Source organism: Streptomyces sp. Je 1-332 (assembly GCF_040730185.1).
Taxonomy (GTDB): Bacteria; Actinomycetota; Actinomycetes; order Streptomycetales; family Streptomycetaceae; genus Streptomyces.
The window spans coordinates 4,220,057-4,245,055 of sequence record NZ_CP160402.1 but is presented as its reverse complement, the minus strand read 5'-3'; the positions used below and the strand labels follow the sequence as shown (position 1 = coordinate 4,245,055).

The window sequence follows — 24,999 nt, the reverse complement described above, 5'->3', positions numbered from 1 at the left end:
CGGCGGAGCCGCCAATAGATACAGCCGGGAAGGGGCGGGATTGGGGAGAGCCCCGCAGGGAACGCCTGAACCCTCACCCCCTCCCCGGCGACGCGATCGCCCTCGCAGCGACCACCTCCTGGCGGAGTGGCTCCAGGACGCTGTCCTGGGGCCCGGAGAACTCCGCAGGGACCTCCTCCAGCGTCTCCGACCCCCGCAAACCCTCCGCCAACTCCCGAAGTTGGCGAGCCACCTCCCCCACCTCCGTCAGGCTCGGCTCCCCCGCCCCATGGCGGATCCGCACCCGCGCAGCGGTCGTCGCGTCCACGATGCGTTCGACGGCGATCACCAGCGGCCACCACGCCGCGGCCCGCGCCCCCATCGGGGGCGGTTCCGTCAGGGCGCGCTGGAACTCCGTGCGGATGACGGAGAGGTCGCGGTACAGGCCGCGCCGCATGCGGGCCCGCTCGGCCACGTCCACCGCCGTGCCGAACGCGCTCTCGACGTACGACGCCGTGTCGGCCACCGTGTCCGCGAGTCGGTCGCCGATCCGCGTGTGCCAGCTCTCCGGCCACAGCAAGTACCCCGCGACCAGCGAGATTGCGCAGCCGATCAGGCTGTCCACGAGGCGCGGCACGACGAGCCCGAAGCCCTGGTGGTTCAGGACGTCCGACAGGAGCAGGATCACCGGGGTGATCGCGGCCGTCTGGAAGCCGTAGCCCCGCGTCGTGAGCGCCGGGATCAGGGCCGCGAGGACGAACATCACCGGCACGTCCCACCAGCCGCGCGGCACCTCCGACAGGACCGCCGCCGCCACGACCAGGCCCGCCGCCGTACCCAGCGCCCGCAGCACCGCCCGTGAGAACACCGAGCCGAAGTCGGGCTTGAGGACGAACGTGACGGTGAGCGCCACCCAGTACGAGCGGGGCACGTCGATCAGGGACACCAGGGATTGCGCGATGCCGATGCAGAGCGCGAGGCGCAGGCCGTAGCGCCAGGACGTGCTGGACAGCAGGACGTTGCGGGTCGCCCTGCGGGCCCGCACGCGCAGGGCCGCGGGGCGGCCGAGGCGGTCGTCGACGTTGACGGCGCCGTGCGGGTCGGAGTCGTTGAGGAGTTCCGCCACGTGCCGCAGGGCATGGTCGACCGCGTCGGCCGACGGGTCCGGTGGGGCGGGGAGGTCGGGTTCGGGGACCGGAGTCTCCCCCGGCGCCGCCACCGCTTCCGCGAGCCGCCGCACCTCCGCGGGGTACTGCGGCGGCATCGGGACCCCGCACTGGTGCGCGGCGGGCGCGGCCTCGACGACCGGCGTGATCGCGTTCAGCTGGGCCACCAGGCGGACGAGGTCCGGGTTGCGGCCGTGCGCGCGGGTGCGCCGGGCGAGGACCAGGTCGTACGACTGGTTGAGCGAGGTCGTCACCGCGGCGCGCGCCTCGTCGTACCGCTCGGTGCCCGCCGCTTCGAGCAGCGCCGCCACGCTGCGGTAGGTCGCCGCGACGGCCGCCCGCTCCGGGATGCCGGATCTCAGCGGCCAGGCGAGCAGCGCGAGGGTGAGGACCAGGAGGCCGCCGCCCGTCATGAGGGCGGGGGCCAGCCACCATTGCCCCGGCATCGGAAGCCCGGCCCCCACCACGGAGTTGAGCAGCAGGAGCAGCCCTGACACGGACGCCACGGCGCCGATCGTGGACATCATCCCGGAGACCAGCGCCACGAAGGTGACCACGCCGACCGCGACCCAGCCGTGGCCGAAGACGAGCGAGCCGATGGTCACGCCGAGCGCGCCGAACAGCTGCGGCACGGCGATGTTGAAGATCCGCATGCGGTACGCGTCGGCGGTGTCGCCGATGACGCCGGACAGCGCGCCCATGGACGCCAGCGCCCCGTACGCGGGCTGTCCCGCCGCGAGGCCGATGAGGAGGGGCAGCGCCATGGCGACGGACGCGCGCGCCACCGCGGCCCACGGGATCGGCGCCGCCTGCGGCTTGAGGGTCCTGACCAGCCAGGGAGGTGGGGCGAGGGCGCTCAGAGGGCCCGGTGGTGCGGGTGACTCGCGGGGGCGCATGCGGCCATTATCACTACGCCCGTTGCCGCTGCGCCCGGCTGCCTGACCTGCGTTCTACCGCTGCTGGCCGTGCAGCGTCAGGTCCACCACCAGGGTCCGGTGGTCCGTGCCGCCGATGTCCAGGAAGCGGGCATCGTGGGCCGCGAAGTCCGGGGTGACGAGGACGTGGTCGATCTGGGTGCCGAGCGGTGACATCAGGTCGGCGGGCCAGCTCGGCGCGCGGGCGGATCCGGCGAGGTGGGCGGCGTCGCGTACACCGCCGGTGTCCAGGATGTCGCGGAAGGCCGCGTGGTCCTGGGTGGCGTTGAAGTCGCCCGCGATGATGGTGGACCGGTTCGCGCGCCTGCCCTCGGCGGCGTAGTCGCGCAGTTCGGCGAGTTCGGTGCGCCAGGTGCCGAGCTGCTTGGGCAGCGGCGGCATGGGGTGGGCGAGCTGGACGCGGACCTGGTGGCCGCTCTTCAGCTCGGCCACCGCGCCGGGCATGCCGAGGGTGCCCGCGAGGCCGCTCGCCTTCTTCAGGGGCAGCTTGCTGACGATCACCGAGCCTTCGGCGCCGCTCGCCTCGCTCGCGGTGCGGTAGGGGTAGTCGGAGCGGGGCAGTTCGTCGCGCAGGGTGTCCGAGCAGGTGTAGTCGCACTCGGGGACGAAGAGGAGGTCGGGTTTCTCCTCGCGGACGGCCTTGAGCAGGCCGGGGGTGCCCTGGCCGAACTCGACGTTCGACGCCATGACGCGGAGCTCGGCGACGGCGGGCCCTTCCGGGTCGTCCGTCTTGCCGTACGGCTCCATGAACCAGGCGACGCCGCCGAGCGCGACGACGCCCCAGACGAGACCGACGCGCCAGCGTGCGAGCGCCGCGAGCAGCAGTCCGGCGACGGTGGGGGCGAGGAGCCAGGGCAGGAAGGCGAGGATCTGCGGTACGGGGGTGGGGCCGTCGGAGTCGGCGATCCGGAAGCCGAGGATGGTGCTGACGCCGGCCAGGAGGAGGGCCGCAAGCCAGGCGGAGGGGCGGTGCCGGGGGCGCCGTTGCCATGCCTGCGGCTCTGGCCAGTCCCCTTGCGGGACTGTCTCAGCTGCCGTTGCGCTGTCCAAGGACCGGCCTCTCCGTCTGATGGGATCTCGAATCCTCCCTGAGAGACGGCTGGAGGTGGGGAGAGGGTTGCGTTTCCCCCATCCCGCCCCTTCCCGAGACCAGAGGGCTCCGCCCCCTGGCCCCCCGTACAAGATGTCCTCAATCGCCGGACGGGCTGGAATTTCCAGCCCGTCCGGCGATTGAGGACGAACTCGGCGGAGCCGGTGATGGACGGCGCCGAAGCAACGCCGCGGCAAGCGCAACGCACAGCCCCACCCCCAGAATCACCCACCCCGCCACACTCAGCGTGAGCGTCAACGCGTCGTACACCGCCTCCGCGGCAGGGCGGGAGACGTCCTTCGGCAGGTCGTCCAGGGTCAGCCCTCGGCCCACCATGACCGCGACGCCGAGGACCGCCCCGCCGAGGGCCGCGCCCAGCGCCGTGCGGATGACCGCGCGGCGGCGGTGCACCGCCAGGGAGATGCCCGCCACCGCGAGGAGTACCGCCGCGACCGGGAGCCAGAGGCCCGCCACCTGGAGCATGTGGAAACCCTTCCCGAAGGGACCGAGGTCCGAGGACTCCATGAGGGTCACCTCGGTGTGCGTGACGGGGATGCGGTCCGCGAACGGCACGCCGTCCGCGCCCAGTTGACGCTTGACCTGTTCGGTGATCGGCGCCAGGTCGATGGTGACCGCGCCACCGTCGGACCGGTCGCGGAGCGCGTCCTGCACCGCGTCGTGCGCGGCGCGGTTCGCCGCGTTCCAGGCCGTCTTGAACGCCTTCGTCTCGGTGAAGGAACCCACCGCGTCCCGTACGAACGACTCGACGGTGCCCTGTAACGGGCCGACGTCGATCTCCTTCATCACCGAGTCGGTGACCGCCCCGGCCACCGCGTCCCGTACGTCGGGGTCGGAGGCGAGCGGCGCCATCGTGGCGACGTACGCGTCGGCGTCCTCGATCTCGTACTTCGCCCAGGTGGAGAGCGCGCCGAGCGGCACCAGGAGTACGGCGACGACGAGGAGGACGGCGGACAGCGGGCGTCTGAACACGTCTCCCAGGAGACGCCGTTCGACGTCCCGGTCACGCCTGGCGCGACCGGGACGAGTGCATACGGGGCAAGAAACTCCTACTTGCGGTTGTAGAGCCGCCTCGCTACTTGCGGTTGTAGAGCCGCATCGTCACCGGGCCGAAGACCGCGACGAGCAGCACCGCCCAGCCGAGCGCCCACATGAGCGACGAGCCCGGTGACGTACCCGCCATCAGATCGCGGACGGCGGACGCGACATGGGTGATCGGGTTGTTGTTCACGAAGGCCTGCAGCCAGCCCGGCATCGTCTCGGGCTTCACGAAGATGTCACTGAGGAACGTCAGCGGGAAGAGCACCATCATGCTGACGCCCATCACCGACTTCTCCGTGCGCAGCAGCAGGCCGAACATCGTCCACACCCACGAGAAGGCGAAGGAGAAGACCAGGAGCAGGAGCACCCCGGCCACTACGCCGAGGACGCCGCCGTCCGGGCGGAAGCCGATGATCATGCCGACGGCCAGCATGACCAGGGAGGCGATCGCGTAGCGCAGGGCGTCGCCCAGGAGGTAGCCGACCATCACCGACGGGCGCCAGATCGGCAGCGTACGGAAGCGGTCGAAGACGCCCTTCTCGATGTCGATGTTCACCGAGACGCCCGTGTACATCGTGATCATGACGACGGACATCACGAGGATGCCCGGCAGCAGGTACTGGATGTACTCGCCCGGCGATCCGGCGAGCGCGCCGCCGAAGAGGTACGTGTACATCAGCACCATCATGATCGGGAACGCCGTCACGTCGAAGAGCTGCTCCGGCACATGCTTGATCTTGAGCATGGCGCGCCAGCCGAACGTCAGGGACGCGGAGAACGCGCTGGGGCGCGCCGGCCGCTCGCCGGCGATGAGCAGTTCGGCGAGGGACTCGGTGCTGACGGGCGCCAGGTCCTGGGCCTCGGATGTGGTGGTCGCGGTGCTCATGCCTGTGCCTCTTTCTCTTTCTCCGCCATGTCCGTCGCGTGATGGGGGGTGCCGGTGAGGGCGAGGAACACCTCGTCCAGGCTGGGCTGGCCGAGGGAGAAGTTGTCCACGATGATCCCCGCGCGGGCCAGTTCGGCCAGGGCGCGGGACGCCTTCTCCGCGGCGCCCGAGCCGTTCGCCCCGCCGTTGCCGACGCGGGCGGTGAGGGCGACCGGGTCCGGTTCCAGCTGGACCTCCGCGTCGAGCGCGGTGCGCAGCGCCCGCGCGGCGTCGTCGCGCTGCTCCGGGTCCCGGAGCCTGACGTGCACCGAGCCGGCGCCGACCGACGCCTTCAGGTCGCCCTTGGTGCCCTCGGCGATGACCCTGCCGTCGTCGATGACGGCGATGCGGGAGGCGAGGTGGTCGGCCTCGTCCAGATACTGCGTGGTCAGCAGGACCGTCGTGCCGTGCGCGACGACCGCCCTGACGATGTCCCAGACCTGGTTGCGGCTGCGGGGGTCGAGGCCCGTCGTCGGCTCGTCGAGGAAGAGCAGGTCGGGGGTGTTGAGGATGGACGCCGCGATGTCGATGCGGCGGCGCATGCCGCCGGAGTACTGCTTCACCTGGCGGGTGGCCGCGTCGCTCAGGCCGAAGGCGTCCAGGAGCTGCGCCGCCCTGTCGTACGCCGCCTTCTTGCCGTGTCCGGTGAGGCGGGCGAGGAGCACGAGGTTCTCGGTGCCCGTCAGGTCCTCGTCCACCGACGCGTACTGCCCGGTGAGGCTGACCCTGCTGCGTACGGCGTCGGCCTCGCGCACGACGTCGTGACCGAAGACGTGGGCGTCGCCGCCGTCCGGGCGCAGCAGGGTGGCGAGCATCTTCACGGTGGTGGTCTTGCCCGCGCCGTTCGGCCCGAGCAGGCCGTAGACCGTGCCGGCCGGGATGGTGAGGTCCACGCCGTCGACGGCGCGGTTGTCACCGAAGGTCTTCACCAGCCCCGCGGTCTCGATGGCCACGCTGTTCATGTCGTGTACGCCCTCTCCCGATCGGTCGTCGTCCGTCACGAGGGCAGACCCTCGCCGCGGCGCAAACTCATCGTCCGGTGGAGCCTTAGACCGAACGGGTGTTTGCTGGAGGAGGGAAGAGGGGTGGGGGGACGGGGGGAAAGAGGAGGTCGAACATGCGGACCACTCCGGCCCTGAGGGCCACTCCGGCCGCCCTGGGAACTCTCGTCACCGCGCTCCTGACCGCGGGCGCGCTGTCCCTCGGAGGTGCATCACCAGCATCCGCCACCGCGCCACCCACGCACAACACCCACGATGTGGTCTGGGGGACGATCACCGCCCCCGTCGACCTGAAGATCCGGGACGCGCCCTCCACCAGCGCCTCGATCGTCGCGAAGCTGCCCGCGGAGAGCCAGGACCGCGTCGAGTGCCAGACACGCGGCTCCAGCGTCTGGGGCGACACGACGTGGTACTGGCTGGGCGGGGTGCAGGGCTGGGCCAGCGCCGCCTACGTGGACACCGGCGGACAGCACGTGCCGAGCTGCGCCAAGTCGGACCCGTGCCAGGAGTACAAGCCGTGCTGGGACACGTGCCAGGGCGGCTACAACCGCTACCGCTGAGGCCGCCGAGTTGCCGGGCGGCGCCGGTGGGTGTGCCCTGGATGGTGGGGCGGGTGTGCTGCACCGTCCCCCCGGGGGCGGCTGATTCCGGCTGATTCCGGACTGTCTGGAGGAACCCGTCATGGCTCACGTGGCATCCACTTCGGCAGGACCGCGCGTACTCGGCGGCTCCGCGACCTCCAGAGCCGCGACGGCCGCCGCGCTCCTCACCGTCGTCTACGGCATCTGGGCGGCGGGCATCGCGCGGGACGCGGGCCCCATCACCACCGGGAACGTACTGCTCGGCATCGTGGCGGGAATCGTCGCCGGCGCGGTGTTCATGGGGCTGCGCACCATCGCACCGCGGCTGCCGCGCGAGCTGCGGGCGGCGGCCTGGGCGGCCTTCGCCGGTATCGCGTTCGGCTATCTCTACAGCCTGACCGACGCGACGATCCTGCGGTCCGTGTTCATGTCGCTCGGCGTGGCGGGCGGCGTCCTCGCGATGATGTTCTACCGGTACTACACGCACGAGTAGATTCCCGCCCCGGGCGCCACTGACCCTCCGTACGCGGCTGCCCCCTTCACGACACTGTGCCCCTCGGCGTCGAGCGACGCCGAGGGGCACAGTGCGTGGAGCGGAAGGTCAGCCGACCTTCTCCATTCTGTCCAGCTTGTCCAGCGCCTTCGCGAGACCGTTGGCCCACAACTGGTCGACCCTGGAACGCTCGTTGGCGTCGGGCTGCGAGTTGGTGCACGACGGGCCCGGTCCGCCTCCGGACATCAACTCACTGCACGGGCCCTCGTAGTGGTCGGGAAGGCCGAGGACGTGACCCGTCTCGTGCGTCGTCACACGCGTCGAGTCGTACTGCTGGTTCTGCGCGTAGTCCAGGAAGATGTACCCGCTGCCGTGGCCGTCCGTGCTCGCGTACGAGCCACGCGGGTCGTTCCCCTCGCGGTACTCGAAGTTCGCACCGCCACTCCCCTCCTGGAGCTTCACATTGGACACCGCGCTGTTCCAGATGGAGGTGCTGCTGGCTATCTGCTGCGCGAAGGTCGGTGCGCCGGAGGCGTCGTACACCACCGTGACCTGCTTCGCGCCCGGGTTGGCCGCGCGCTTCTCGGCGACCGACTTCAGGACGGCCTCGAAGAACGCCTTGTTGGCGGCGGCTTCCTCACCGGAGCCCGCGTAGTTGGCGTACGCGGCAGTGGTGGACGGCGCGGTGGGGGTCGCGGCCGTCGCCGATGTCGTGCCGAGGCCGGCGGCGGTGAGGCCGAGGACGGCTGCGGCGGACAGGTAACGCTTGTTCATGTGGGGGGCTCCCTACTCGTTCTGTGAAAGGTGAACGGTTCGGTACCGGGAGTGTCGGGGAGCCAGGGGCGTCTGGGGATGATGGCAAGTGGCGATAGCGCCGGACTATCGCCCGCCCTTCGCCAACTTCACGGCGAGTCCCGACGGCGCCCAACTCAGGTGGTTCCCGTGGGATTTGTGAGTCTGGTGCGGCGCCCGCCGCCGCTCTACGCTCACAGCCATGGAGCTCGAGGTGAGACACCTCCGCGCGCTGTGCGCCATCGCCGACACCGGCAGCCTGCACAAGGCGGCGCGCCAACTCGGCATGAGCCAGCCGTCGTTGACGACACAACTGCGCCGCATCGAGCAGGAGATCGGCGGCCAGCTCTTCGCCCGCGAACGCACCGGCTGCCGGCTGACCCCGCTCGGCCGCGTCGCCCTCAGCCGCGCCCGCCCCCTCGTCAGTGAGATGCGCGCGCTGGTCAACGAGACCAAGGCGGCCGCCGCCCGCGCGTCCGAGGGCCCGCAGCTGCGCATCGGCTCCACGGCGAGCCGTGCCATACCGGGCTGGCTGCGCAGGCTGCGACTGCGGCTGCCCGGCACCGAGACCTCGCTCCAGATGGACGTCTCCGCTAACGCGCTGCTGCGGATGGTCGCGGGCGGGCAGCTCGACGTGGCCTTCGTGCACGAGGTGGAGGGCAGCCCGCTGCGGATGCCGGAGGGGCTGCGGCGGCGCGTACTGGTGGACCGTGAGCCGCAGTTCGTCTTCCTCGCCGCCGACCACCCGGCGGCGGCGCAGCCCGTCGTACGCCTCACCGATCTGGCCGCCGACCGGTGGATGGTGGACCCGACGGTGGACGGCGAGTGGGATGGACTGCTCAGGGTCCTGCGGGCGGCCGGGCTCAACCCCCGTGTCCTGCACGGCGACTACCTCACCGCGTCCTCCCTCGTCGCCACCGGCGAGGTCGTCACGGTCTGCCAGCCGACCTCGCACGCGAGACCCGACATGGCGGTCAGGCCGCTGCACGGCGACCCGCTCGGCGTGCGGCTGCTCGTGGCGGCCCGTACGGAGGGGGAGCTCGACGCGGTGTACGGAGACCTGGAGGCCTCGTACTGGGAGGCGGCGCGCCAGTCGCCCGCTTACGGGGAGTGGCTCGCGGGGCGCGCGAAGGCGGCGTGAGCCAGGCCCCGGAGAAGACGGCGTGACCTAGGTCCCGGAGAACCGGTGACCTTCGGCCTCACCCCGCCTGACCTGCACTTTTGCCTGTTTCACGGCAATGCATCACCGTATGCGGCTGATTGTTACGTTCTCTACGGATGACGCACACACGGCGCCCGTAGCTTCATGTCTGTCGCCGCCGCAAACAGGCACAAAGACGGACAGTTCGACCGACCAGTCACAAGGGATCCGCTATGCGCGCCACCCGCCGTACCTTCCGCACCGCCGCCGTCGCCACCGGAGCGATCGCCGCTCTCGCCGTCCCGACGACAGCGTCCTTCGCAGCCGACGCCCCGTCGAACCCGCAGGGCCAGGTCGCCCCGGGTGACGAGAACGGCGCCACGGACCAGGATCAGAAGAAGGACCAGGACGAGAAGAAGGACGACGAGACGCCGAAGCCGGGCAGCTGGGAGTCCAAGGGCACGGTCGACCTCGGCAAGGGCTGGTCCGCGAAGGTCGAGGTCAACGCGTCCGCACGCACCGCCAAGGCGGCGATCTCCCTCGACGGCGCCGCCAAGGGCTCCCTGACCGCGTACGAGAAGTCCGCGAGCACCACCATCGACGGCAACACCTTCACCCTGACGCCCGACGGCCAGGTCACCGCCAAGCTCGTGAACAAGGACAAGGACAAGCCCGTCCCCGGGGGCTGGGTCTCCAAGGGCACCACCGACCTCGGGAACGGCTGGTCGGCGAAGGTCGACGTGAACGCGTCCGCCCGCAGCGCCAAGGCGGAGATCTACCTCCACAAGGCCGTCAAGGGCTCCCTGAAGTCCTACATCAACCCCGCGACCGCCAAGATCGACGGCTGCACCTTCAAGCTCACCGCGGACGGCACCATCACCAAGACGGGCGGCAAGCCGACCCCGCCGAAGCCGCAGCCCAAGCCCGACCACCAGCGCGTCCTGGTCCGCCAGTACACGAACCTCGGCGGCTCCGGCTTCGACGCGAAGGTCTACAAGGTCAAGAGCGGCTACGAGGCCGACATGATCGCCAAGGCCCCCGACACCGGCAAGAAGACCGTCTGGGACACCCTCAAGCAGTCGGGCGACAAGCCCGCGTACGGCCAGCACAACGGCGCGCACTTCGTGCTCAACCCGGACGGCACCATGAAGGGCTGGACCGAGGGCAAGGCGACGCCGAAGCCGCAGCCGAAGCCCCAGCCGCACACCCAGTCGCACACCCAGCAGAAGAACGGCACCTCCCAGGTCGTCCCGAAGGGCGGCGTCAAGGCCGGCTCCGAGGGGATGACCCCCGCCGGTGAGAGCGCCCCGCTGATGGCGGCGGGCGGCGGCATGGCGGCGCTCGGCGCGGCAGGCCTCGGCTTCGCGCTGTACCGCCGCAAGCAGAACAACTGACGTCGCACGAGCGGCGGTACGACGATGGGGCACCCCGCGGGCGCGGGGTGCCCCATCGCGTACGTACGTACGTACCGTACGAACCTCAGACGCCGATGCCGCAGCCGTCCTTGCGCCACACGGACACGACCGAAGGACGGACGATCTTGCCGGGGCCGTCGGGCCACGCGCTCGCGGGCTTCTCGACGGACGCGCCGTCGATCTCGCCCGGGTGCTGCACCGAGACGAGCACGCGGTTGTCCTGGATCAGCGGTCCGCAGGTCTCCGCGCCCTTCGGCATGGTCAGGAACTGCTTGAGCTCACCGCGCCGTTCGCCCTTGACCGCGGCGCCGAACAGGCCGTCGTGCGAGCCGAGTTGGTTGCCGTCCGTCGAGAGCCACAGGTTGCCGTGCGGGTCGAAGGCGACGTTGTCCGGGCAGGAGATCGGGCTGACCTTGTCCTTCGGGAAGCCCGCGAAGTACGTGGCCGGGTCCTCGGGGTCGCCCGCGACCAGGAAGAGCGACCAGGCGAAGGACGTCGACTCGGCCCGGTTGCGGCGCTCGGTCAGCTCAAGGACCTGCCCGTGCTTGTTGAGGTTGCGCGGGTTGGCCTCGTCGGCACCGGCCTTGCCCTCCTTGCCGCGGTCGGAGTTGTTCGTGAGCGCCACGTACACCTTGCCGGTGTGGGGCGACGGCTCGACGTCCTCGGGGCGGTCCATCTTCGTGGCGCCGACCTTGTCACCGGCCTGGCGCGTGAAGACGTACACCTCTTCGGCGGTCATGCCGTCGACGTGCGAGACGGCGTGACCCTTGGGGCCCGCGGTGGCGAGCGGGATCCAGACGCCGCTGCCGTCGAACTCGCCGTCGGCGGGCAGCTTGCCGGTGCCGTCGATGTCACCGGCGGGGGAGTCGCCCGTGAGCTTGGCGACGTACAGGGTGCCCTCGTCGAGGAGCGTGAGGTTGTGCGCGTGCGCGGCACGCGACTTCCCCTTGTCGACGCGCTTGCTGCTGACGAACTTGTAGAAGTAGTCGAACTTCTCGTCGTCGCCCATGTAGACCACCGGGCGCCCGTCGTGCGTGAGGCGCGGCTGCGCGGCCTCGTGCTTGAAACGGCCGAGCGCGGTGCGCTTGCGCGGGGTCGATTCGGGGTCGTACGGGTCGAGTTCGACGACCCAGCCGAAGCGGTTGGCCTCGTTGGGCTCCTTGACCAGGTCGAAGCGGTCGTCGAACCGCTCCCACTTGCGCTCGGACGCGGCGCCGACGACGCCGTAGCGCTTGAGGCGCGCGGCGGCGGCCGGGTCCGTCACCTTCTCGGCGTTGGCGAAGTACTGGTTGAAGTTCTCCTCGCCGTGCAGGGTCGTGCCCCACGGGGTGGTGCCACCCGCGCAGTTGTTGAGCGTGCCGAGGACCTTGGTGCCGCGCGGGTCGGCCTTCGTACGGACGTACTTGCTGCCCGCGGCGGGCCCGGTGAGCCGGAACTCGCTGGTGGCGGTGAGGCGGCGGTTGAGCTGGTGGCGGCTTACGGCGGACAGCTTGCCGCTCCTGCGCTCCTCCTCGACGACCACCACGGAGAGGCCGTGCGCGGCCCAGGCGATCTCGACCTGCTCGCGGGTGGGGTTCGCGGCGTCGTATCCCTTGAACATCAGGACCTCGTCGGTGTACTCGTGGTTGGCCACGAGGACCTGACGCCCGCGCTCGCGGTGCAGCGGCAGGAGGCTGAGGAAGTCGTTGTTGTAGCCGAACTGCCCGGCCTGCGCCTTCGCGGTCTGCTGGTCGGCGTCGAAGGCGGGGGCGCCGCGGAGGATGGGCTCTCCCCAGCGGATGACGACGTTCTGGGCGTAACCGTCCGGGATCGTCACGGAGTCGGTGGTGTTGGGCGCGACGGGCGTGAAGCGGAGACCGCGCGCCCCCTTTTTGCTTGTGTGCGACTCCGGTTTCTGGGGCGCGGCCGCCGCCTGCGGGGCGGCGGGGCCCGCGACGACGGCACTGCCCGCGGCGGTCGCCACGGTGACGACCGCGGCGGCCCGCATCATGGAGCGGCGGCTGAGGGCTCCCGCTATGACGTCGCCGACGTACTCGTTGTCGCTGGTGTTGGGCACCTCGTGGAAGCAGGCGTCACCACAACGGAACCGGCAGGTCAGGGCGGAACGGTTGCCGCTCCCCTGGTGCGAGGTGATGATCGGCAGCAGCTTGCGCACGGGTTCCTCCGTTGTGTGGCGTGTGCCGGGCGGTGTCTGGCGTGTGCCTGGGTGCCTGGCGTGGCTTGATTCCGCCGAGACGCTAGGCGCGGTGGTCGGCAGGGCAACGGCGTGAGAGTGAACGGAAGGTGAACCGGGAGCGCACAGAGGGCAGTTGAGCTGCGTGGGCGTGGCGAGGGTGACGCTTGGGTGACCCTCACCAAGATCGCCTGTCGCGGCGGCTAACCTTACGTGTCCGCCCTGGCCAGGGGTTATCGGGAATCAACTCACGCGAAGGGGTGCACCCATGGGCATTCTGAGTGTCCTGCGGAATGCGTTCGGACGGTCGTCACGCAAGGGGGATCAGGCTCCGGAGCCTCAGGCGGCGCCCCCGGAGGCCTCCGACGCCTCCGACGCCTCCGATGCCTCCGATGCCTCGGGGGCTCCTGAGGCTGCCGCGTCGGCGTCCGCGTCCGCGACCGTGCCGGCGCCCTCGTCCGAGCGGGTGCCTCCGGCGGTCGAGCCGAAGGCGACGGTTCCGGCTCCGTCGTCCGAGCCTTCGCCTTCGGCGGTGGACGATCTCGTCGCAGCGGCGTTCGACCGGGACCGGGTCTCGGTCCCGGCCCCTTCCACTCCGGAGCCCGAGCCCACGGCCTCCGAGGCTGAAGCCTCTGTGCCCGAGGCTGAAGCCCCGTCGCCCGAGGCTGAAGCCCCCGAGGCCGAGGCTGAAGCCCCCGAGGCCGAGGTCGTGACCCCCGAGGCTGAAGCTCCGTCGCCCGAGGCTGAAGCCCCGGAAGCCGAGGTCGTGACCCCCGAGGTTGTCGCCCCCGACGCGGTTGTCGCCGACGCCGCTGAACCGGAACCGTCAGTTGTGCCCACCCGTCCCGCCCAGCGGGACGAATGCCCACAACAGGCGACCCCCACGAGCCCCGAGGCCGAGGCGGAAGACGACAAGGCCGCCGCTGCTGTGCCCACGCCCGAAGCCGAGGCGGAGGATGTCGACGCCGCCGCTGTGCCCACGCCCGAAGCCGGGGCCGAGGATGTCGACGCCGCCGCTGTGGGCAATCGTCCCGCTGGGCGGGACGGGTGGGCACAGCCCTTGACGCCGGGTGCCGATGAAGCGGCGGAAGTACACGTGGCCGAGGCGGAGCCGGAAGCCGCCCTCGCCGAGGAGCCGGCGGCACCCGAAGCCCCGGCGGAGCCCGAAGCTCCGGTGGCCGAGGAAGCGGCGGCACCCGAAGCCCCCGTCACCCCGGCGGAGCCCGAAGCTGCGGGAGAGGAAGAGACCGCCGAAGCCCTGGCGCAGCCAGCCCTCGCTGCCGCGTACAAGGCGGCAGCCGAAGCCCTCCAGAAGAGGGAGCTCACGGGGGTCCGCGCCCCCGTCTACCTCGTACTGGACCGCTCCGGCTCCATGCGCTCGTACTACAAGGACGGCTCAGCCCAGAGCCTGGGCGAACAGGTCCTGGCCCTGGCGGCCCACACCGACCCGGAAGCCACCGTCCACGTCGTCCTCTTCTCGACCGAGATCGACGGCACCGGCACCCTCACCCTCCCCCAGCACGAGGGCCGTATCGACGAGCTGCACGCGGCAGCGGGCCGCATGGGCCGCACCAGCTACCACGCCGCGATCGAAGAGGTCGTGTCCCACTACGAGAAGTCGGTCCACAAGGGCAGCCCCGCCCTGGTCGTGTTCCAGACGGACGGCCCCCCGGACGCGAAGGGCCCCGCCAACCAGGCCCTCGCGGACGCGGCCAAGCACCCCCTCTTCTTCCAGTTCGTCGCGTTCGGCGAGCACGAGGCGAAGGGCTTCGACTACCTCCGCAAGCTGAAGGCGGAGAACGCCGCCTTCTTCCACGCGGGCCCCACCCCCCGCGAGCTCACGGACGCGGAGCTGTACGAGGGCCTGCTGGCGGCCTGGCGCCCGTAACCCCGAGGGGTGGACCCTCTGGGGTCCACCCCCTGGAATCGAGGTGAATCGCCCGCTCCGGGGCCGTTAGGATTTCGACCATGGCGGCCACTGGATCCGAGAAGCAGGGAGCGGGCGAGAACGCGAAGGCGTTCTACGTCTCGACCCCCATCTACTACGTAAACGACGCTCCTCACCTGGGCCACGCCTACACGACCGTTGCAGGGGACGTGCTCACGCGCTGGCACCGTCAGCGCGGCGAGAAGGTGTGGTACCTCACCGGCACGGACGAGCACGGTCAGAAGATCATGCGCACTGCCGAGGCGAACGACGTCACGCCCCAGGCGTGGTGCGACAAGCTCGTGGACGAGGCCTGGCGGCCTCTCTGGGAGCACCTGAACATCGCGAACGACGACTTCATCCGCACGACGGAGAGGCGTCACACCGACCGCGTCCAGGAGTTCGTCCAGGATCTCTTCGACAAGGGCGAGATCTACAAGGGCGGCTACGAGGGCCCGTACTGCGTGGGCTGCGAGGAGTACAAGCTCCCCGGCGACCTCATCGACGGCGAGGCCGGCGGCGAGTTCGAGGGGCAGAAGCTCTGCCCGATCCACAAGAAGCCGGTGGAACTCCTCAAGGAGGAGAACTACTTCTTCAAGCTGAGCGAGTACGGCCCGAAGCTCCTCGCCCACTACGAGGCGAACCCGGACTTCATCCAGCCCGAGTCGGCCCGCAACGAAGTGGTGAACTTCGTCAAGCAGGGCCTTCAGGACCTCTCCATCTCGCGCTCGACGTTCGACTGGGGCGTCAAGGTCCCGTGGGACGACAAGCACGTCATCTACGTCTGGGTCGACGCCCTCCTGAACTACGCCACGGCCGTCGGCTACGGCGCGGACGAGGAAAAGTTCAAGTCAACCTTCCCCGCCGACGTCCACCTCGTCGGCAAGGACATCCTCCGCTTCCACGCGGTCATCTGGCCCGCGATGCTGATGGCGCAGGGTCTGCCGCTGCCGGGCCGTATCGCGGCGAACGGCTGGCTGATGGTCGGCGGCGAGAAGATGTCGAAGTCGAACCTGACGGGCATCAAGCCGCAGGACCTCACCTCGCACTTCGGTGTCGACGCGTACCGCTGGTACTTCCTGCGCGCCATCGCGTTCGGCCAGGACGGCTCGTTCTCGTGGGAGGACTTCACCGCCCGCTACACGAGCGAACTCGCGAACGACTACGGCAACCTCGCCTCGCGCGTGGCCGCCATGGTCGGCAAGTACTTCGGCGGCGCGCTGCCCGAGGCGACGGCGGTCGGCGCGGCTGAGCAGGCCGTCCAGGAAGGTCTGGCCAAGGCCGTCGCGACGGCCGACGCGAAGATCGGCGAGGAGCTGGACTTCCAGGCCGGCATCCTGGCGGTCTTCGCCTTCGTCAAGCAGGTCAACGGCTACATCACGGAGCAGGAGCCGTGGAAGGTGGCCAAGGACGAATCGCCGGAGGGCCAGGCCCGCCTGGCGACGATCCTCTACACGGCGGCGGAGTCGCTGCGCGCGGTGGCCGTCCTCCTCAACTCCGTCATGCCGGAGACCTCGCAGAAGCTGTGGGACTCGCTCGGCGCGGAGGCCTCGCTGGGCGCGCTCGCCGAGCAGAAGGTCCAGGACGCGGGTACGTGGGGCCAGCTGCCGGTGGGCGCGACGGTCACGAAGGGTGCGGTGCTGTTCCCGCGCCTGGAGGAGCCGAAGCAGTCGTAAGCAGTCGCAATCAGCCGCAACCATTCGTAATCGGCTGAACTGTCCGGCTATGACCCCGGACCTGAACTGACCCACAGGGGCCCGCGATTCACGTCGCGGGCCCCTGCTTCTTGCCCAACTTGGCTGATTCATGCGGGTCCGATAGCGATACCGATCACATTCGACCAGAACTCACGCCGTCTTCACATCTTCATACGTACGCTTCACTGTATGACCACGACTCCCGACACCCCCGACAGGCCGCGCTCAGCGGCCGAGGTGAACGAGGAGATACGCGCGCTCTGGTTGCGGACGGGCGGATATCTTCGTCCCGAACAACACCTTGAGTACGAGAAGCTCGTAGCGGAGTGGGCCGAGGCCACAGCCGCGGCAGCCTCGCACTCGCCGGCGGTCTAAGCCCCCGCCACCATCCAGCCGCGCGAAATCAGCGCGCGTCGCAAGCCACCGGCGACGCAATCCAACAACGGCACCCGCGAGCTGAACGGCCACTGTCAGTGCGAGGTGCCAGACTCCCGCGCATGACGGATCCCGGCAGCGACGCGCCCACACCAACTCCCCTCCACTACGCGCCCCGTTGGAGCGGCGACACCCGCGAGGCGCCGCCGGACACGGGCGGCGAGCGCGAGGCGCTGGTGACCTCGCTGGACTGGCTCCGGTCGACCTTCGAGCTCAAGTGCGAGGGCCTGACGCAGGAGCAGCTGTCCGAGCGCTCGGTGCCGCCCTCCGGGATGTCGCTGCACGGCCTCGTGCGTCATCTGGCGGGTGCGGAACGCTGGTGGTTCCGCACCCAACTGAGCGGTGAGAACGTCCCATTGCTGTACTACTCCGACGACGAACCGAACCAGGACTTCGACGACCTGGCCGGCGACGTCGGGGAGGCGTTCGCGGTGTGGCACGAGGAGTGCGGGCGCTCGCGGCGGATCGTGGAAGCGGCGGAGTCGCTGGACGTGACGGGGATCCGCAGATCCACGGGGGAGCCAGTCTCTCTCCGCAGGATCCTGCTCCACATGATCGAGGAGTACGCGCGCCACAACGGCCACGCGGACCTGCTGAGGGAGCGGATCGATGGAGCGACGGGAAGGTAGGCGGTGGGCACTGGCAGCAGTCCTCTCCAACTTGAAAACAGGTACCCCCTAACCGACCGACCCCGCCCGCCCTCCGGCTCGGTACGATCAGGCGCCGCGGCGGCGTGAACGTTTCGTCCGCGCTCGGCGGCGTGAACGTTTCGTCCGCGCTCGAAGGAGTGATCGCCTTCCGCTGACCGGAAACCCCGGCCTTGGTCGGCTTAGTTTCGCCACATGGTCACATCACAACACGAGGCCTCGCACCGGATCTTCCAGCAGCGGCCGGAGTTGCTGGCACCGGTCTTCCGGATCCTGGGCGTTCCGCTTCCTGAGAGACCATCCGTCGAGGTGCTCTCGCCGGACGTCACCGAGATCCGGCCTCCAGAGCGCCGGATCGATACCGTGCTCCGCATCAGCGCACCGAACGGCAGCGCATTTCTGCTGGCCATCGAGGCTCAGGGGCGCCGGGACCCGGAGAAGGCCGCGAGCTGGGGGTACTACCTCTCGTATCTCTACTCGAAGTACAACATCCCCGCACTGCTACTCGTCGTGTGCCAGGACAAGGCCACGTCCGTATGGGCCGCGGGCCCTTTTAGGATCGGCCTCGACGGCTGGACAGCCCTCAGCGTGCATCCGATGGTCGTAGGCCCTGACAACGTACCGATGATCACCGACCCCGACGAAGTCGCACAGAACCTCGCCTTCGCCGCCTTCTCCGCGTTGATGCATGGGCGCAGTCCCGACTGCCTGGCCATACTGGACGCACTGGCCGTTGCGTTGAGGTCGGCCGACGACGGGTCCATCGATTACTACTGGCAACTGCTCGACGTCGGTCTGGGAGACACCCCGGCCAGAGCGACATGGAGGGACGTGATGGGCGTGACGATCTACTTTCCGGGTCAGGGGACCCTCGCTGAGGAGAAGTACCTCGAAGGTAAGGCGGAGGGCAAGGCAGAAGGCGAAGCCGAGGGCAAGGTCGAGGCGCTCCTGCTCTTCCTGGAAGTGCGCGGCATCCTGATCCCGGACAGTTCCCTCCAGCGGATCCACGCTTGTACCGACCTGGCCACCCTCGACCGCTGGCTCGTCCGGGCCGTCACAGTCGACGATGCCGACGAGCTGTTCGTCGAGACGTCGGACCGGAGCGAGTAGCACCACGGCCTCGGTGGAGGCTCTCAAGACCGGAAAGGGCCCGGAACCAGAGCGGTTCCGGGCCCTCGACTCTGCTGCTTGCAGCGCTACTTCTCCGTCTCACCCTTGCCGGAAGCAACCGGCTTGCGCAGCTGGATGTTCAGTTCGCGCAGGCGGCTCTCCTCCAGCTCCGACGGGGCGCCCATCATCAGGTCCTGGGCGTTGCCGTTCAGCGGGAACGCGATCGTCTCGCGGATGTTCGGCTCGTCCGCGAGGAGCATGACGATGCGGTCGACGCCGGGGGCGATGCCGCCGTGCGGCGGGGCGCCGAGGCGGAAGGCGCGGAGCATGCCCGCGAACTCCCGCTCCACGGTCTCCGCTTCGTAGCCCGCGATCGCGAAGGCCTTCAGCATGACCTCGGGCTCGTGGTTACGGATCGCGCCGGAGGACAGCTCGATGCCGTTGCAGACGATGTCGTACTGCCAGGCGAGGATGTCGAGCGGGTCCTTCTCCTCCAGGTCCTTCATGCCGCCCTGCGGCATCGAGAAGGGGTTGTGGGAGAAGTCGATGCGGCCCGTCTCCTCGTCCTTCTCGTACATCGGGAAGTCGACGATCCAGCAGAAGCGGAAGACGCCCTCCTCGAAGTGGCCCGCGCGCTTCGCGGCCTCGACGCGGACGGCGGACATGATCTTGGAGACCTCGTCGAACTCGCCCGCCCCGAAGAACACCGCGTGGCCGGGTGCGAGGGAGAGGCGCTTCGTCAGCTCCTCGACGTTCGCCTCCGTCAGGAACTTCGCGATCGGGCCCGTCAGCGAGCCGTCCTCGGCCACCCGCACCCAGGCGAGGCCCTTCGCGCCCTGCTCGACCGCGTAGTCACCGAGGCCGTCGAAGAACTTGCGGGACTGCGACGCCGTGTCGGGGACCGGGAGGGCGCGGACGTGCTTGCCCGCGAACGCCTTGAACTCCGAGTCGGCGAAGATGTCCGTGATGTCGGTCAGTTCGAGCTTCGCGCGCAGGTCCGGCTTGTCGTTGCCGTACTTCAGCATCGACTCGCGGAACGGGATGCGGGGGAACGGGGACGTGACCTCGCGGCCGCCCCCGTGCTCCGTGAAGAGCTCCGTCATCAGCTTCTCGATCGGCTGGAAGACGTCCTCCTGCTCGACGAAGGACATCTCCACGTCGAGCTGGTAGAACTCGCCCGGCGAGCGGTCCGCGCGCGCGTCCTCGTCGCGGAAGCACGGCGCGATCTGGAAGTAGCGGTCGAAGCCCGAGATCATCAGGAGCTGCTTGAACTGCTGCGGGGCCTGCGGCAGCGCGTAGAACTTGCCCGGGTTCAGGCGGGACGGCACGACGAAGTCGCGGGCGCCCTCGGGGGACGTCGCGGCGAGGATCGGCGTCGCCATCTCGTTGAAGCCGAGGGCCACCATCTTCGAGCGGATGGAGGCGATCACGGACGAGCGCAGCATGATGTTGCGGTGCATGCGCTCGCGGCGCAGGTCCAGGAAGCGGTACTCAAGGCGCCGCTCCTCGTTCACGCCGTCGTCCGCGTTGATCGTGAAGGGGATCTGCTGGGCCGCGCCGAGCACCTCGACCTCGGCGGCCTCGATCTCGACCTCGCCGGTGGGCAGCTCGGGGTTCACGTTCTCCGCGCCGCGCGAGACGACCTTGCCGTCGATACGGACGACCGTCTCCTTGGAGAGCTTGTCGAGCGTCTCGGCGGCGGCCGTGCCGGGGCGGGCCACCAGCTGCGTGATGCCGTAGTGGTCGCGCAGATCGATGAAGAGGATGCCGCCCAGGTCTCGGCGATTGTGCAGCCAGCCGCTCAGCCGGACGTCGGAGCCGACGTCAGAGGCGCGGAGCTCGCCGCAGGTGTGGGACCTGTACCGATGCATCTTCGTTCATCCAGTCTTCGCGAATAGGGGAGAGAGCAGACAGGCCTTAAGGCTACCGTCCGGGCGGAGATCGCTTTCCGGATTACTTCGCGGATCACCCCGGAGCGCTCATCGCCACCCCCGGCGGTGGCGACTTGTCCGTCGATCTTCCTAAAGTGGGTCAATGCGCACCGATGATCCCTTGCAGCAGGCGGGGGACGAACCCCTGCCTCCCGTAGGGGACGTCCTGGCGGCCATCGCCACCGGCCTGTGGCGCTGGGACAACGCGGCCGGCACCGTCACCCTCGACGCGGAGGCGGCCCGGCTCCTCGGGCTTCCCCCGCACCCCCAGACGCTCACCGAGGCGGGCGTGCGCTCCCGCTTCCACCCCGTCGACTGGAACGAGATCGACGGCATCGTCCAGCTCGCCGTCGCCGAGGGCACCCTCGCCGAGGCCCGGCTGCGGATCATGAACGACCAGGGCCGGGTGGTGCGCATCGTGCGCAGCCGCTCCAAGCCCGTCGTGGACGCGGCCGCGCACACGTACGAGCTCATCGGCACCCTGCAAGAGGTCACCGAGCCGCCGCCGGGCGCCGCCGCCCGCAGCCCGGTCACCGGCGACTGGCGGCGCTCCCGCGAGGCGTTCCTGCTCGACGCGGGGCGCGCGCTCGCCGAGGCGCGGTCGACGGAGGAGGTGCTCCGGGTCGCCAGCGGGCTCTCCATGCCGGGGTTCTCGCCGGACGGGCTCGGTGTCTTCGGGGTCGAGGGCGACCGGCTGAAGATCATCGGGCATTACGGGCATCAGCCGGGGGACGACCTGCCCTTCTCGGCGATGACCCTGGACACGGACTATCCGGCCGCCGAGGTGGTCCGCACGGGCCGCGCGGTCTATCTCTCCTCGCCCGAGGAGTACCACCGCCGCTACCCCGCCACCTGGCCGCTGGCCCAGCCCTTCGACCGGCAGTCGTGGGCGTTCCTGCCGCTGACCGTCGCGGGCCGCACGATGGGCGCGTGGCTGGCGGCCTTCGCCTACCCCGTGTCGTTCACGCCGGACGAGCGCTCCGTCCTGACGACGGTGGCCCGGATGCTGGCCCAGGCCCTGTCGCGGGCCGGGGTCGCCGAGTCGGAGCGGGAGCTGACCGAGGGGCTGCAGCGCTCGATGCTGCCGCTGCTCGGGCCGCGTATCCCGGGGATGAGCGTGGCGGCGCGGTATGTGCCGACCGGCGGCGGGCTCCAGGTGGGCGGCGACTGGTACGACATGATTCCGCTGCCCAACGGCCGCATCGCGTTCGTCATCGGTGACGTGCAAGGACATGACGTGCGCGCGGCCGGGCTCATGGGGCAGCTGCGGATCGCCCTGCGCGCGTACGCGTCCGAGGGCCACCGGCCGGACGCCGTGCTCTCCCGGGCCACCCGTTTCCTGTCGGGGATCACGGACGGCATCGTGATGGGCTCGGACGGCGCCTCCGATGACGACGCGACCGACCCCACCGACCCGCGCTTCGCGACGTGCCTCTACGTGGAGGCCGACCCGGCCACCGGCGTCCTGGAGATCGCCCGCGCGGGCCACCCGGAGCCCGCGATACGGATGAGCGACGGCACGGTCCTGCTGCGCCCCACGGCGGGCGGCCTGCCGCTCGGCATCGACCCGGACGCCGACTACCCCACGACCCGCCTCGTCCTGGAGCCGGACGAGACGATGCTGGTCTGCACCGACGGCCTCATCGAGACCGGCGGCCACGACCTGGACAGCGGCTGGAAGCGGATCCGCAAGATCCTTGAGGAGGACGGCGGCGACGGCGACGACGGCCTCGAAGAGCTCGCCGACACCCTCGTGCAGGCCGTGCACGGGCCCTCGTCGCACCAGAACACCGGGCCGCTCGTGGACCGCCGCGAGGACGACATAGCGGTCCTGCTGCTGCGCAGGGCCGGCCACCCCGCCCATCGCACGCCCGCCCGCCGCACCGTCCTCACCGTCGCGCAGGCCGAGCCGGAGCGCATCGCGGGGGCGCGGCGCCATGTGCGGGAGCTGCTGCACGACTGGGCCGTGGCCGATCAGGTCGACTCGGCGGTCCTGATGGTCTCCGAGATGATCACGAACGTACTGGTGCACACGGACGGCGACGCCCTGCTGGTCGCCGAGGTCATCGGGGAGCCGGGCTCGCGCCGTCTGCGGGCCGAGGTCTCCGACAGCAGCGACGACCTGCCGCACAAGCGCCACCCCGGTGAACTGGCCTCGTCGGGGCGGGGGTTGGTCCTGATGGAGCTCCTCGCCGACGAGTGGGGGGTGGACCCCAGGGGCGAGGGCAAGAGCATCTGGTTCGAGCTGTACGAGGGTGCCGCGGGCGAGTGAGCGACGGCGCCCGAGGCTTCGCGAGCCGTCGGTCACCGGCTCCGCCGAGTTCGTCCTCAGACGCCGGACGGGCTTGATCCCCCCGCGACATCCCCCGCCGCGTTCCGCTCCCGCAGCTCGGAGATCACCCCGAAGACCGCCGCCGTCACCGGCACCGCGAGCAGCATCCCCAAGATCCCCGCCACGGACGCCCCCGCGGCGATCGCCAGCATGACGACCGCCGGATGCATCTGCACGGTCCGCGACTGGATCACCGGCTGGAGGACGTGCCCCTCCAGGACCTGCACGGCGAGTACGACGCCGAGCGCCCACAAGGCGATGACGAAGCCCCGGTCGGCGAGCGCCACGAGGACGGCGACCGCGCCGGAGATGAACGCCCCCAGGTAGGGGATGTAGGCGCCGATGAACACGAGCGCGCCGAGCCCCCACGCCCCCGGCACCCGCAGGATCAGCAGCCCTGCGGTGATGCAGATGGCGTCGATCAGCGCGATGAACGTGGTGCCGCGCATGAACCCCTCGACGGCCTCGAAGGCGCGCCGCCCCATCGCCTCGACGGTGTCGGCGCTGCCGCGCGGCGCGAGCGAGCGCATGGAGCCAAGGGCCCGTTCGGAGTCGCGCAGGAAGAAGAAGACGAGCAGCAGCGCGAGGACGGCCATCGCGATCATCTCGCCGACGACGCTGAGCCCGCTGATCACCCCGGACGCGGCCGAGCCGCCGAACTTGCCGAGCAGTTCCTTGGCGTTGGACGCCATGTCGTCCAGGGAGGTACCCGCCGCACCGAAGTGTTCGGTGAGGTCGGCCGCGGCCTGCTTCAGGGAGGCGACGATCTGGTCGCCGGTGTCGATCAGGGCCTTGACCACGATGTACATGGCGCCGCCGACGACCGCGACGATGACCGCGCAGGTCAGCCCGGCGGCCAGCGACCGCTGCACCTTCATCTTCAGGAGCCAGCGGTAGACGGGCCCGAGGAGCGCCGTGCCGAGGAGGGCGAGCAGCACCGGGGTGACGGCCGTCTTGAAGGTGACGAAGAGCCAGATCGCCACGCCGGCCACGCCGGCGACGAGCAGGAGGACGACGCACCAGGCGGCGGCGCGGCGTACGGGCTCGGGCAGAAGGGTGCTCACCCTCCTACCCGAGCATGGCGCGGGCGGCGCCGCACCTTGTGCGCGGCTACATGCCGTGCACCGCTGGCACCTTGCCGAGCAGCCCCTTCTGGAAGTCCTCGAAGGCCTGCTGCAGCTCGGCCTGACTGTTCATCACGAACGGGCCGTAGTGCGCCATCGGCTCACGGATCGGCTGTCCGCCGAGCAGCACGACCTCCAGGTCGGGGGTGTTCCCGTCCTGCTTCTCGTCCGCGCGGACGGTCAGCGACGAGCCCGCGCCGAAGACGGCCGTCTGGCCCATGTGCACCGGGCGGCGCTCGGCACCGGCCGTGCCGCGCCCGGCCAGGACGTACGCGAGGCCGTTGAAGTCCTCGCGCCAGGGCAGGGTGACCTCCGCGCCGGGGCGGACCGTCGCGTGGATCATCGTGATCGGCGTGTGCGTGATGCCGGGGCCCTGGTGCCCGTCGAGCTCACCGGCGATGACGCGCAGGAGCGCGCCGCCGTCGGGCGAGGTGAGCAGCTGCACCTGGCCGCCGCGGATGTCCTGGTAGCGGGGGTCCATCATCTTGTCCCGCGCGGGCAGGTTCACCCACAGCTGGAGGCCGTGGAAGAGGCCGCCGGACTGGACGAGGGACTCCGGCGGCGCCTCGATGTGCAGGAGGCCGCTGCCGGCCGTCATCCACTGGGTGTCGCCGTTCTGGATGGTGCCGCCGCCGCCGTTCGAGTCCTGGTGCACGAAGGTGCCGTCGATCAGGTACGTGACCGTCTCGAAGCCGCGGTGCGGGTGCCAGGGGGTGCCCTTCGGCTCCCCGGCTCCGTACTCCACCTCACCCATCTGGTCCATCATGATGAACGGGTCGAGGTACTTGTAGTTGATCCCCGCGAAGGCCCGGCGCACCGGGAAGCCCTCGCCCTCGAAGCCGCTGGGCGCGGTCGTCACGGCGAGCACGGGGCGGGCCACGGCGTCGCCGGACGCGGCCACACGGGGCAGGGTCAGCGGGTTCTCGACGGTCACAGCGGGCATGTCGGCCTCCTTCTTCGTACGTCCACTTTAGTTGAACGTAGAACTTCTTGCCACCGGGAACGCGGAACGCCCGGAGGGAATTCCCTCCGGGCGTCCCGGGTGG

General features: G+C 70.3%; 20 protein-coding genes. 10 read left to right on the top strand and 10 right to left on the bottom strand.

The window, feature by feature from the left end; genetic code table 11:
• Positions 1-73: 73 nt before the first annotated feature.
• From ABXJ52_RS19190 to ABXJ52_RS19170, 5 genes are all read right to left on the bottom strand, one after another.
• A complete protein-coding gene (locus ABXJ52_RS19190; RefSeq protein WP_367043824.1) occupies positions 74-2,041 on the bottom strand; it encodes an FUSC family protein in 1,968 nt (655 codons plus the stop codon).
• Between the two features lie 54 nt (positions 2,042-2,095).
• A complete protein-coding gene (locus tag ABXJ52_RS19185; RefSeq protein WP_367043823.1) occupies positions 2,096-3,130 on the bottom strand; it encodes an endonuclease/exonuclease/phosphatase family protein in 1,035 nt (344 codons plus the stop codon).
• 139 nt (positions 3,131-3,269) lie between these two features.
• Entirely contained in the window at positions 3,270-4,160 is an 891-nt protein-coding gene (locus tag ABXJ52_RS19180; RefSeq protein ID WP_367043821.1) for a hypothetical protein, read from the bottom strand.
• A gap of 103 nt (positions 4,161-4,263) precedes the next feature.
• Positions 4,264-5,115 carry an ABC transporter permease gene (locus ABXJ52_RS19175; RefSeq protein WP_367043820.1) on the bottom strand — a complete coding sequence of 284 codons (852 nt, stop codon included), beginning with the start codon at positions 5,113-5,115 and terminating at the stop codon, positions 4,264-4,266.
• A complete protein-coding gene (locus ABXJ52_RS19170; RefSeq protein WP_367049127.1) occupies positions 5,112-6,116 on the bottom strand; it encodes an ATP-binding cassette domain-containing protein in 1,005 nt (334 codons plus the stop codon). Before ABXJ52_RS19170 ends, ABXJ52_RS19175 begins: the two co-directional genes overlap by 4 nt.
• Before the next feature lie 155 nt (positions 6,117-6,271).
• Here ABXJ52_RS19170 and ABXJ52_RS19165 point away from each other — a divergent pair, with 155 nt between their 5' ends.
• Together ABXJ52_RS19165 and ABXJ52_RS19160 are read left to right on the top strand one after the other, a co-directional pair.
• Entirely contained in the window at positions 6,272-6,715 is a 444-nt protein-coding gene (locus ABXJ52_RS19165) for an SH3 domain-containing protein (protein WP_367043818.1), read from the top strand.
• Between the two features lie 121 nt (positions 6,716-6,836).
• Complete coding sequence (locus tag ABXJ52_RS19160; protein ID WP_367043817.1) at positions 6,837-7,229, top strand: hypothetical protein; 393 nt, start codon at positions 6,837-6,839, stop codon at positions 7,227-7,229.
• A gap of 108 nt (positions 7,230-7,337) precedes the next feature.
• On the opposite strand, the gene snpA is transcribed toward ABXJ52_RS19160, so the two are convergent.
• Positions 7,338-8,003, bottom strand: a complete 666-nt coding sequence (gene snpA / locus ABXJ52_RS19155; RefSeq protein WP_367043815.1) for a snapalysin — start codon at positions 8,001-8,003, stop codon at positions 7,338-7,340.
• 220 nt (positions 8,004-8,223) lie between these two features.
• Between snpA and ABXJ52_RS19150 the strand changes: the two genes are divergently transcribed.
• Both ABXJ52_RS19150 and ABXJ52_RS19145 read left to right on the top strand, forming a co-directional pair.
• A complete protein-coding gene (locus ABXJ52_RS19150) occupies positions 8,224-9,162 on the top strand; it encodes a LysR family transcriptional regulator (protein ID WP_367043814.1) in 939 nt (312 codons plus the stop codon).
• Between the two features lie 233 nt (positions 9,163-9,395).
• On the top strand, positions 9,396-10,556 hold the full coding sequence (locus ABXJ52_RS19145; RefSeq protein WP_367043813.1) for a hypothetical protein: 1,161 nt from the start codon (positions 9,396-9,398) through the stop codon (positions 10,554-10,556).
• Positions 10,557-10,641: 85 nt separating this feature from the next.
• Here ABXJ52_RS19145 and ABXJ52_RS19140 read toward each other — a convergent pair whose 3' ends face one another.
• The gene (locus tag ABXJ52_RS19140) at positions 10,642-12,732 is read right to left on the bottom strand and encodes a PhoX family protein (RefSeq protein ID WP_367043812.1); all 2,091 of its coding nucleotides are present in this window, start codon (positions 12,730-12,732) and stop codon (positions 10,642-10,644) included.
• A 286-nt stretch (positions 12,733-13,018) separates the two neighbouring features.
• Between ABXJ52_RS19140 and ABXJ52_RS19135 the strand changes: the two genes are divergently transcribed.
• From ABXJ52_RS19135 to ABXJ52_RS19115, 5 genes are all read left to right on the top strand, one after another.
• A complete protein-coding gene (locus tag ABXJ52_RS19135; protein ID WP_367043811.1) occupies positions 13,019-14,638 on the top strand; it encodes a VWA domain-containing protein in 1,620 nt (539 codons plus the stop codon).
• 80 nt (positions 14,639-14,718) lie between these two features.
• A complete protein-coding gene (metG, locus tag ABXJ52_RS19130) occupies positions 14,719-16,353 on the top strand; it encodes a methionine--tRNA ligase (RefSeq protein ID WP_367043810.1) in 1,635 nt (544 codons plus the stop codon).
• 210 nt (positions 16,354-16,563) lie between these two features.
• Positions 16,564-16,749, top strand: coding sequence for a hypothetical protein (locus ABXJ52_RS19125; protein ID WP_367043809.1), 186 nt, complete (start codon positions 16,564-16,566; stop codon positions 16,747-16,749).
• A 122-nt stretch (positions 16,750-16,871) separates the two neighbouring features.
• Complete coding sequence (locus tag ABXJ52_RS19120; RefSeq protein WP_367043808.1) at positions 16,872-17,438, top strand: DinB family protein; 567 nt, start codon at positions 16,872-16,874, stop codon at positions 17,436-17,438.
• Positions 17,439-17,651: 213 nt separating this feature from the next.
• Positions 17,652-18,566 carry a hypothetical protein gene (locus ABXJ52_RS19115; RefSeq protein WP_367043807.1) on the top strand — a complete coding sequence of 305 codons (915 nt, stop codon included), beginning with the start codon at positions 17,652-17,654 and terminating at the stop codon, positions 18,564-18,566.
• Positions 18,567-18,652: 86 nt separating this feature from the next.
• On the opposite strand, the gene aspS is transcribed toward ABXJ52_RS19115, so the two are convergent.
• Entirely contained in the window at positions 18,653-20,437 is a 1,785-nt protein-coding gene (gene aspS, locus ABXJ52_RS19110) for an aspartate--tRNA ligase (protein ID WP_367043805.1), read from the bottom strand.
• Between the two features lie 163 nt (positions 20,438-20,600).
• Here aspS and ABXJ52_RS19105 point away from each other — a divergent pair, with 163 nt between their 5' ends.
• Entirely contained in the window at positions 20,601-22,769 is a 2,169-nt protein-coding gene (locus ABXJ52_RS19105; protein WP_367043804.1) for a SpoIIE family protein phosphatase, read from the top strand.
• 56 nt (positions 22,770-22,825) lie between these two features.
• Here ABXJ52_RS19105 and ABXJ52_RS19100 read toward each other — a convergent pair whose 3' ends face one another.
• Together ABXJ52_RS19100 and ABXJ52_RS19095 are read right to left on the bottom strand one after the other, a co-directional pair.
• Complete coding sequence (locus tag ABXJ52_RS19100) at positions 22,826-23,893, bottom strand: AI-2E family transporter (protein WP_367043803.1); 1,068 nt, start codon at positions 23,891-23,893, stop codon at positions 22,826-22,828.
• 46 nt (positions 23,894-23,939) lie between these two features.
• Complete coding sequence (locus ABXJ52_RS19095; RefSeq protein ID WP_367043802.1) at positions 23,940-24,896, bottom strand: pirin family protein; 957 nt, start codon at positions 24,894-24,896, stop codon at positions 23,940-23,942.
• Between the last annotated feature and the right edge of the window lie 103 nt (positions 24,897-24,999).

Coding starts and splice junctions, on each gene's coding strand:
- ABXJ52_RS19145 (WP_367043813.1), top strand. CDS start 9,396: ATGCGCGCCACCCGCCGTACCTTCCGCACCGCCGCCGTCGCCACCGGA.
- snpA (WP_367043815.1), bottom strand. CDS start 8,003: ATGAACAAGCGTTACCTGTCCGCCGCAGCCGTCCTCGGCCTCACCGCC.
- ABXJ52_RS19160 (WP_367043817.1), top strand. CDS start 6,837: ATGGCTCACGTGGCATCCACTTCGGCAGGACCGCGCGTACTCGGCGGC.
- ABXJ52_RS19170 (WP_367049127.1), bottom strand. CDS start 6,116: ATGAACAGCGTGGCCATCGAGACCGCGGGGCTGGTGAAGACCTTCGGT.
- ABXJ52_RS19125 (WP_367043809.1), top strand. CDS start 16,564: ATGACCACGACTCCCGACACCCCCGACAGGCCGCGCTCAGCGGCCGAG.
- ABXJ52_RS19175 (WP_367043820.1), bottom strand. CDS start 5,115: ATGAGCACCGCGACCACCACATCCGAGGCCCAGGACCTGGCGCCCGTC.
- ABXJ52_RS19135 (WP_367043811.1), top strand. CDS start 13,019: ATGGGCATTCTGAGTGTCCTGCGGAATGCGTTCGGACGGTCGTCACGC.
- ABXJ52_RS19190 (WP_367043824.1), bottom strand. CDS start 2,041: ATGCGCCCCCGCGAGTCACCCGCACCACCGGGCCCTCTGAGCGCCCTC.
- ABXJ52_RS19105 (WP_367043804.1), top strand. CDS start 20,601: ATGCGCACCGATGATCCCTTGCAGCAGGCGGGGGACGAACCCCTGCCT.
- ABXJ52_RS19120 (WP_367043808.1), top strand. CDS start 16,872: ATGACGGATCCCGGCAGCGACGCGCCCACACCAACTCCCCTCCACTAC.
- ABXJ52_RS19115 (WP_367043807.1), top strand. CDS start 17,652: ATGGTCACATCACAACACGAGGCCTCGCACCGGATCTTCCAGCAGCGG.
- ABXJ52_RS19095 (WP_367043802.1), bottom strand. CDS start 24,896: ATGCCCGCTGTGACCGTCGAGAACCCGCTGACCCTGCCCCGTGTGGCC.
- metG (WP_367043810.1), top strand. CDS start 14,719: ATGGCGGCCACTGGATCCGAGAAGCAGGGAGCGGGCGAGAACGCGAAG.
- ABXJ52_RS19150 (WP_367043814.1), top strand. CDS start 8,224: ATGGAGCTCGAGGTGAGACACCTCCGCGCGCTGTGCGCCATCGCCGAC.
- ABXJ52_RS19165 (WP_367043818.1), top strand. CDS start 6,272: ATGCGGACCACTCCGGCCCTGAGGGCCACTCCGGCCGCCCTGGGAACT.
- aspS (WP_367043805.1), bottom strand. CDS start 20,437: ATGCATCGGTACAGGTCCCACACCTGCGGCGAGCTCCGCGCCTCTGAC.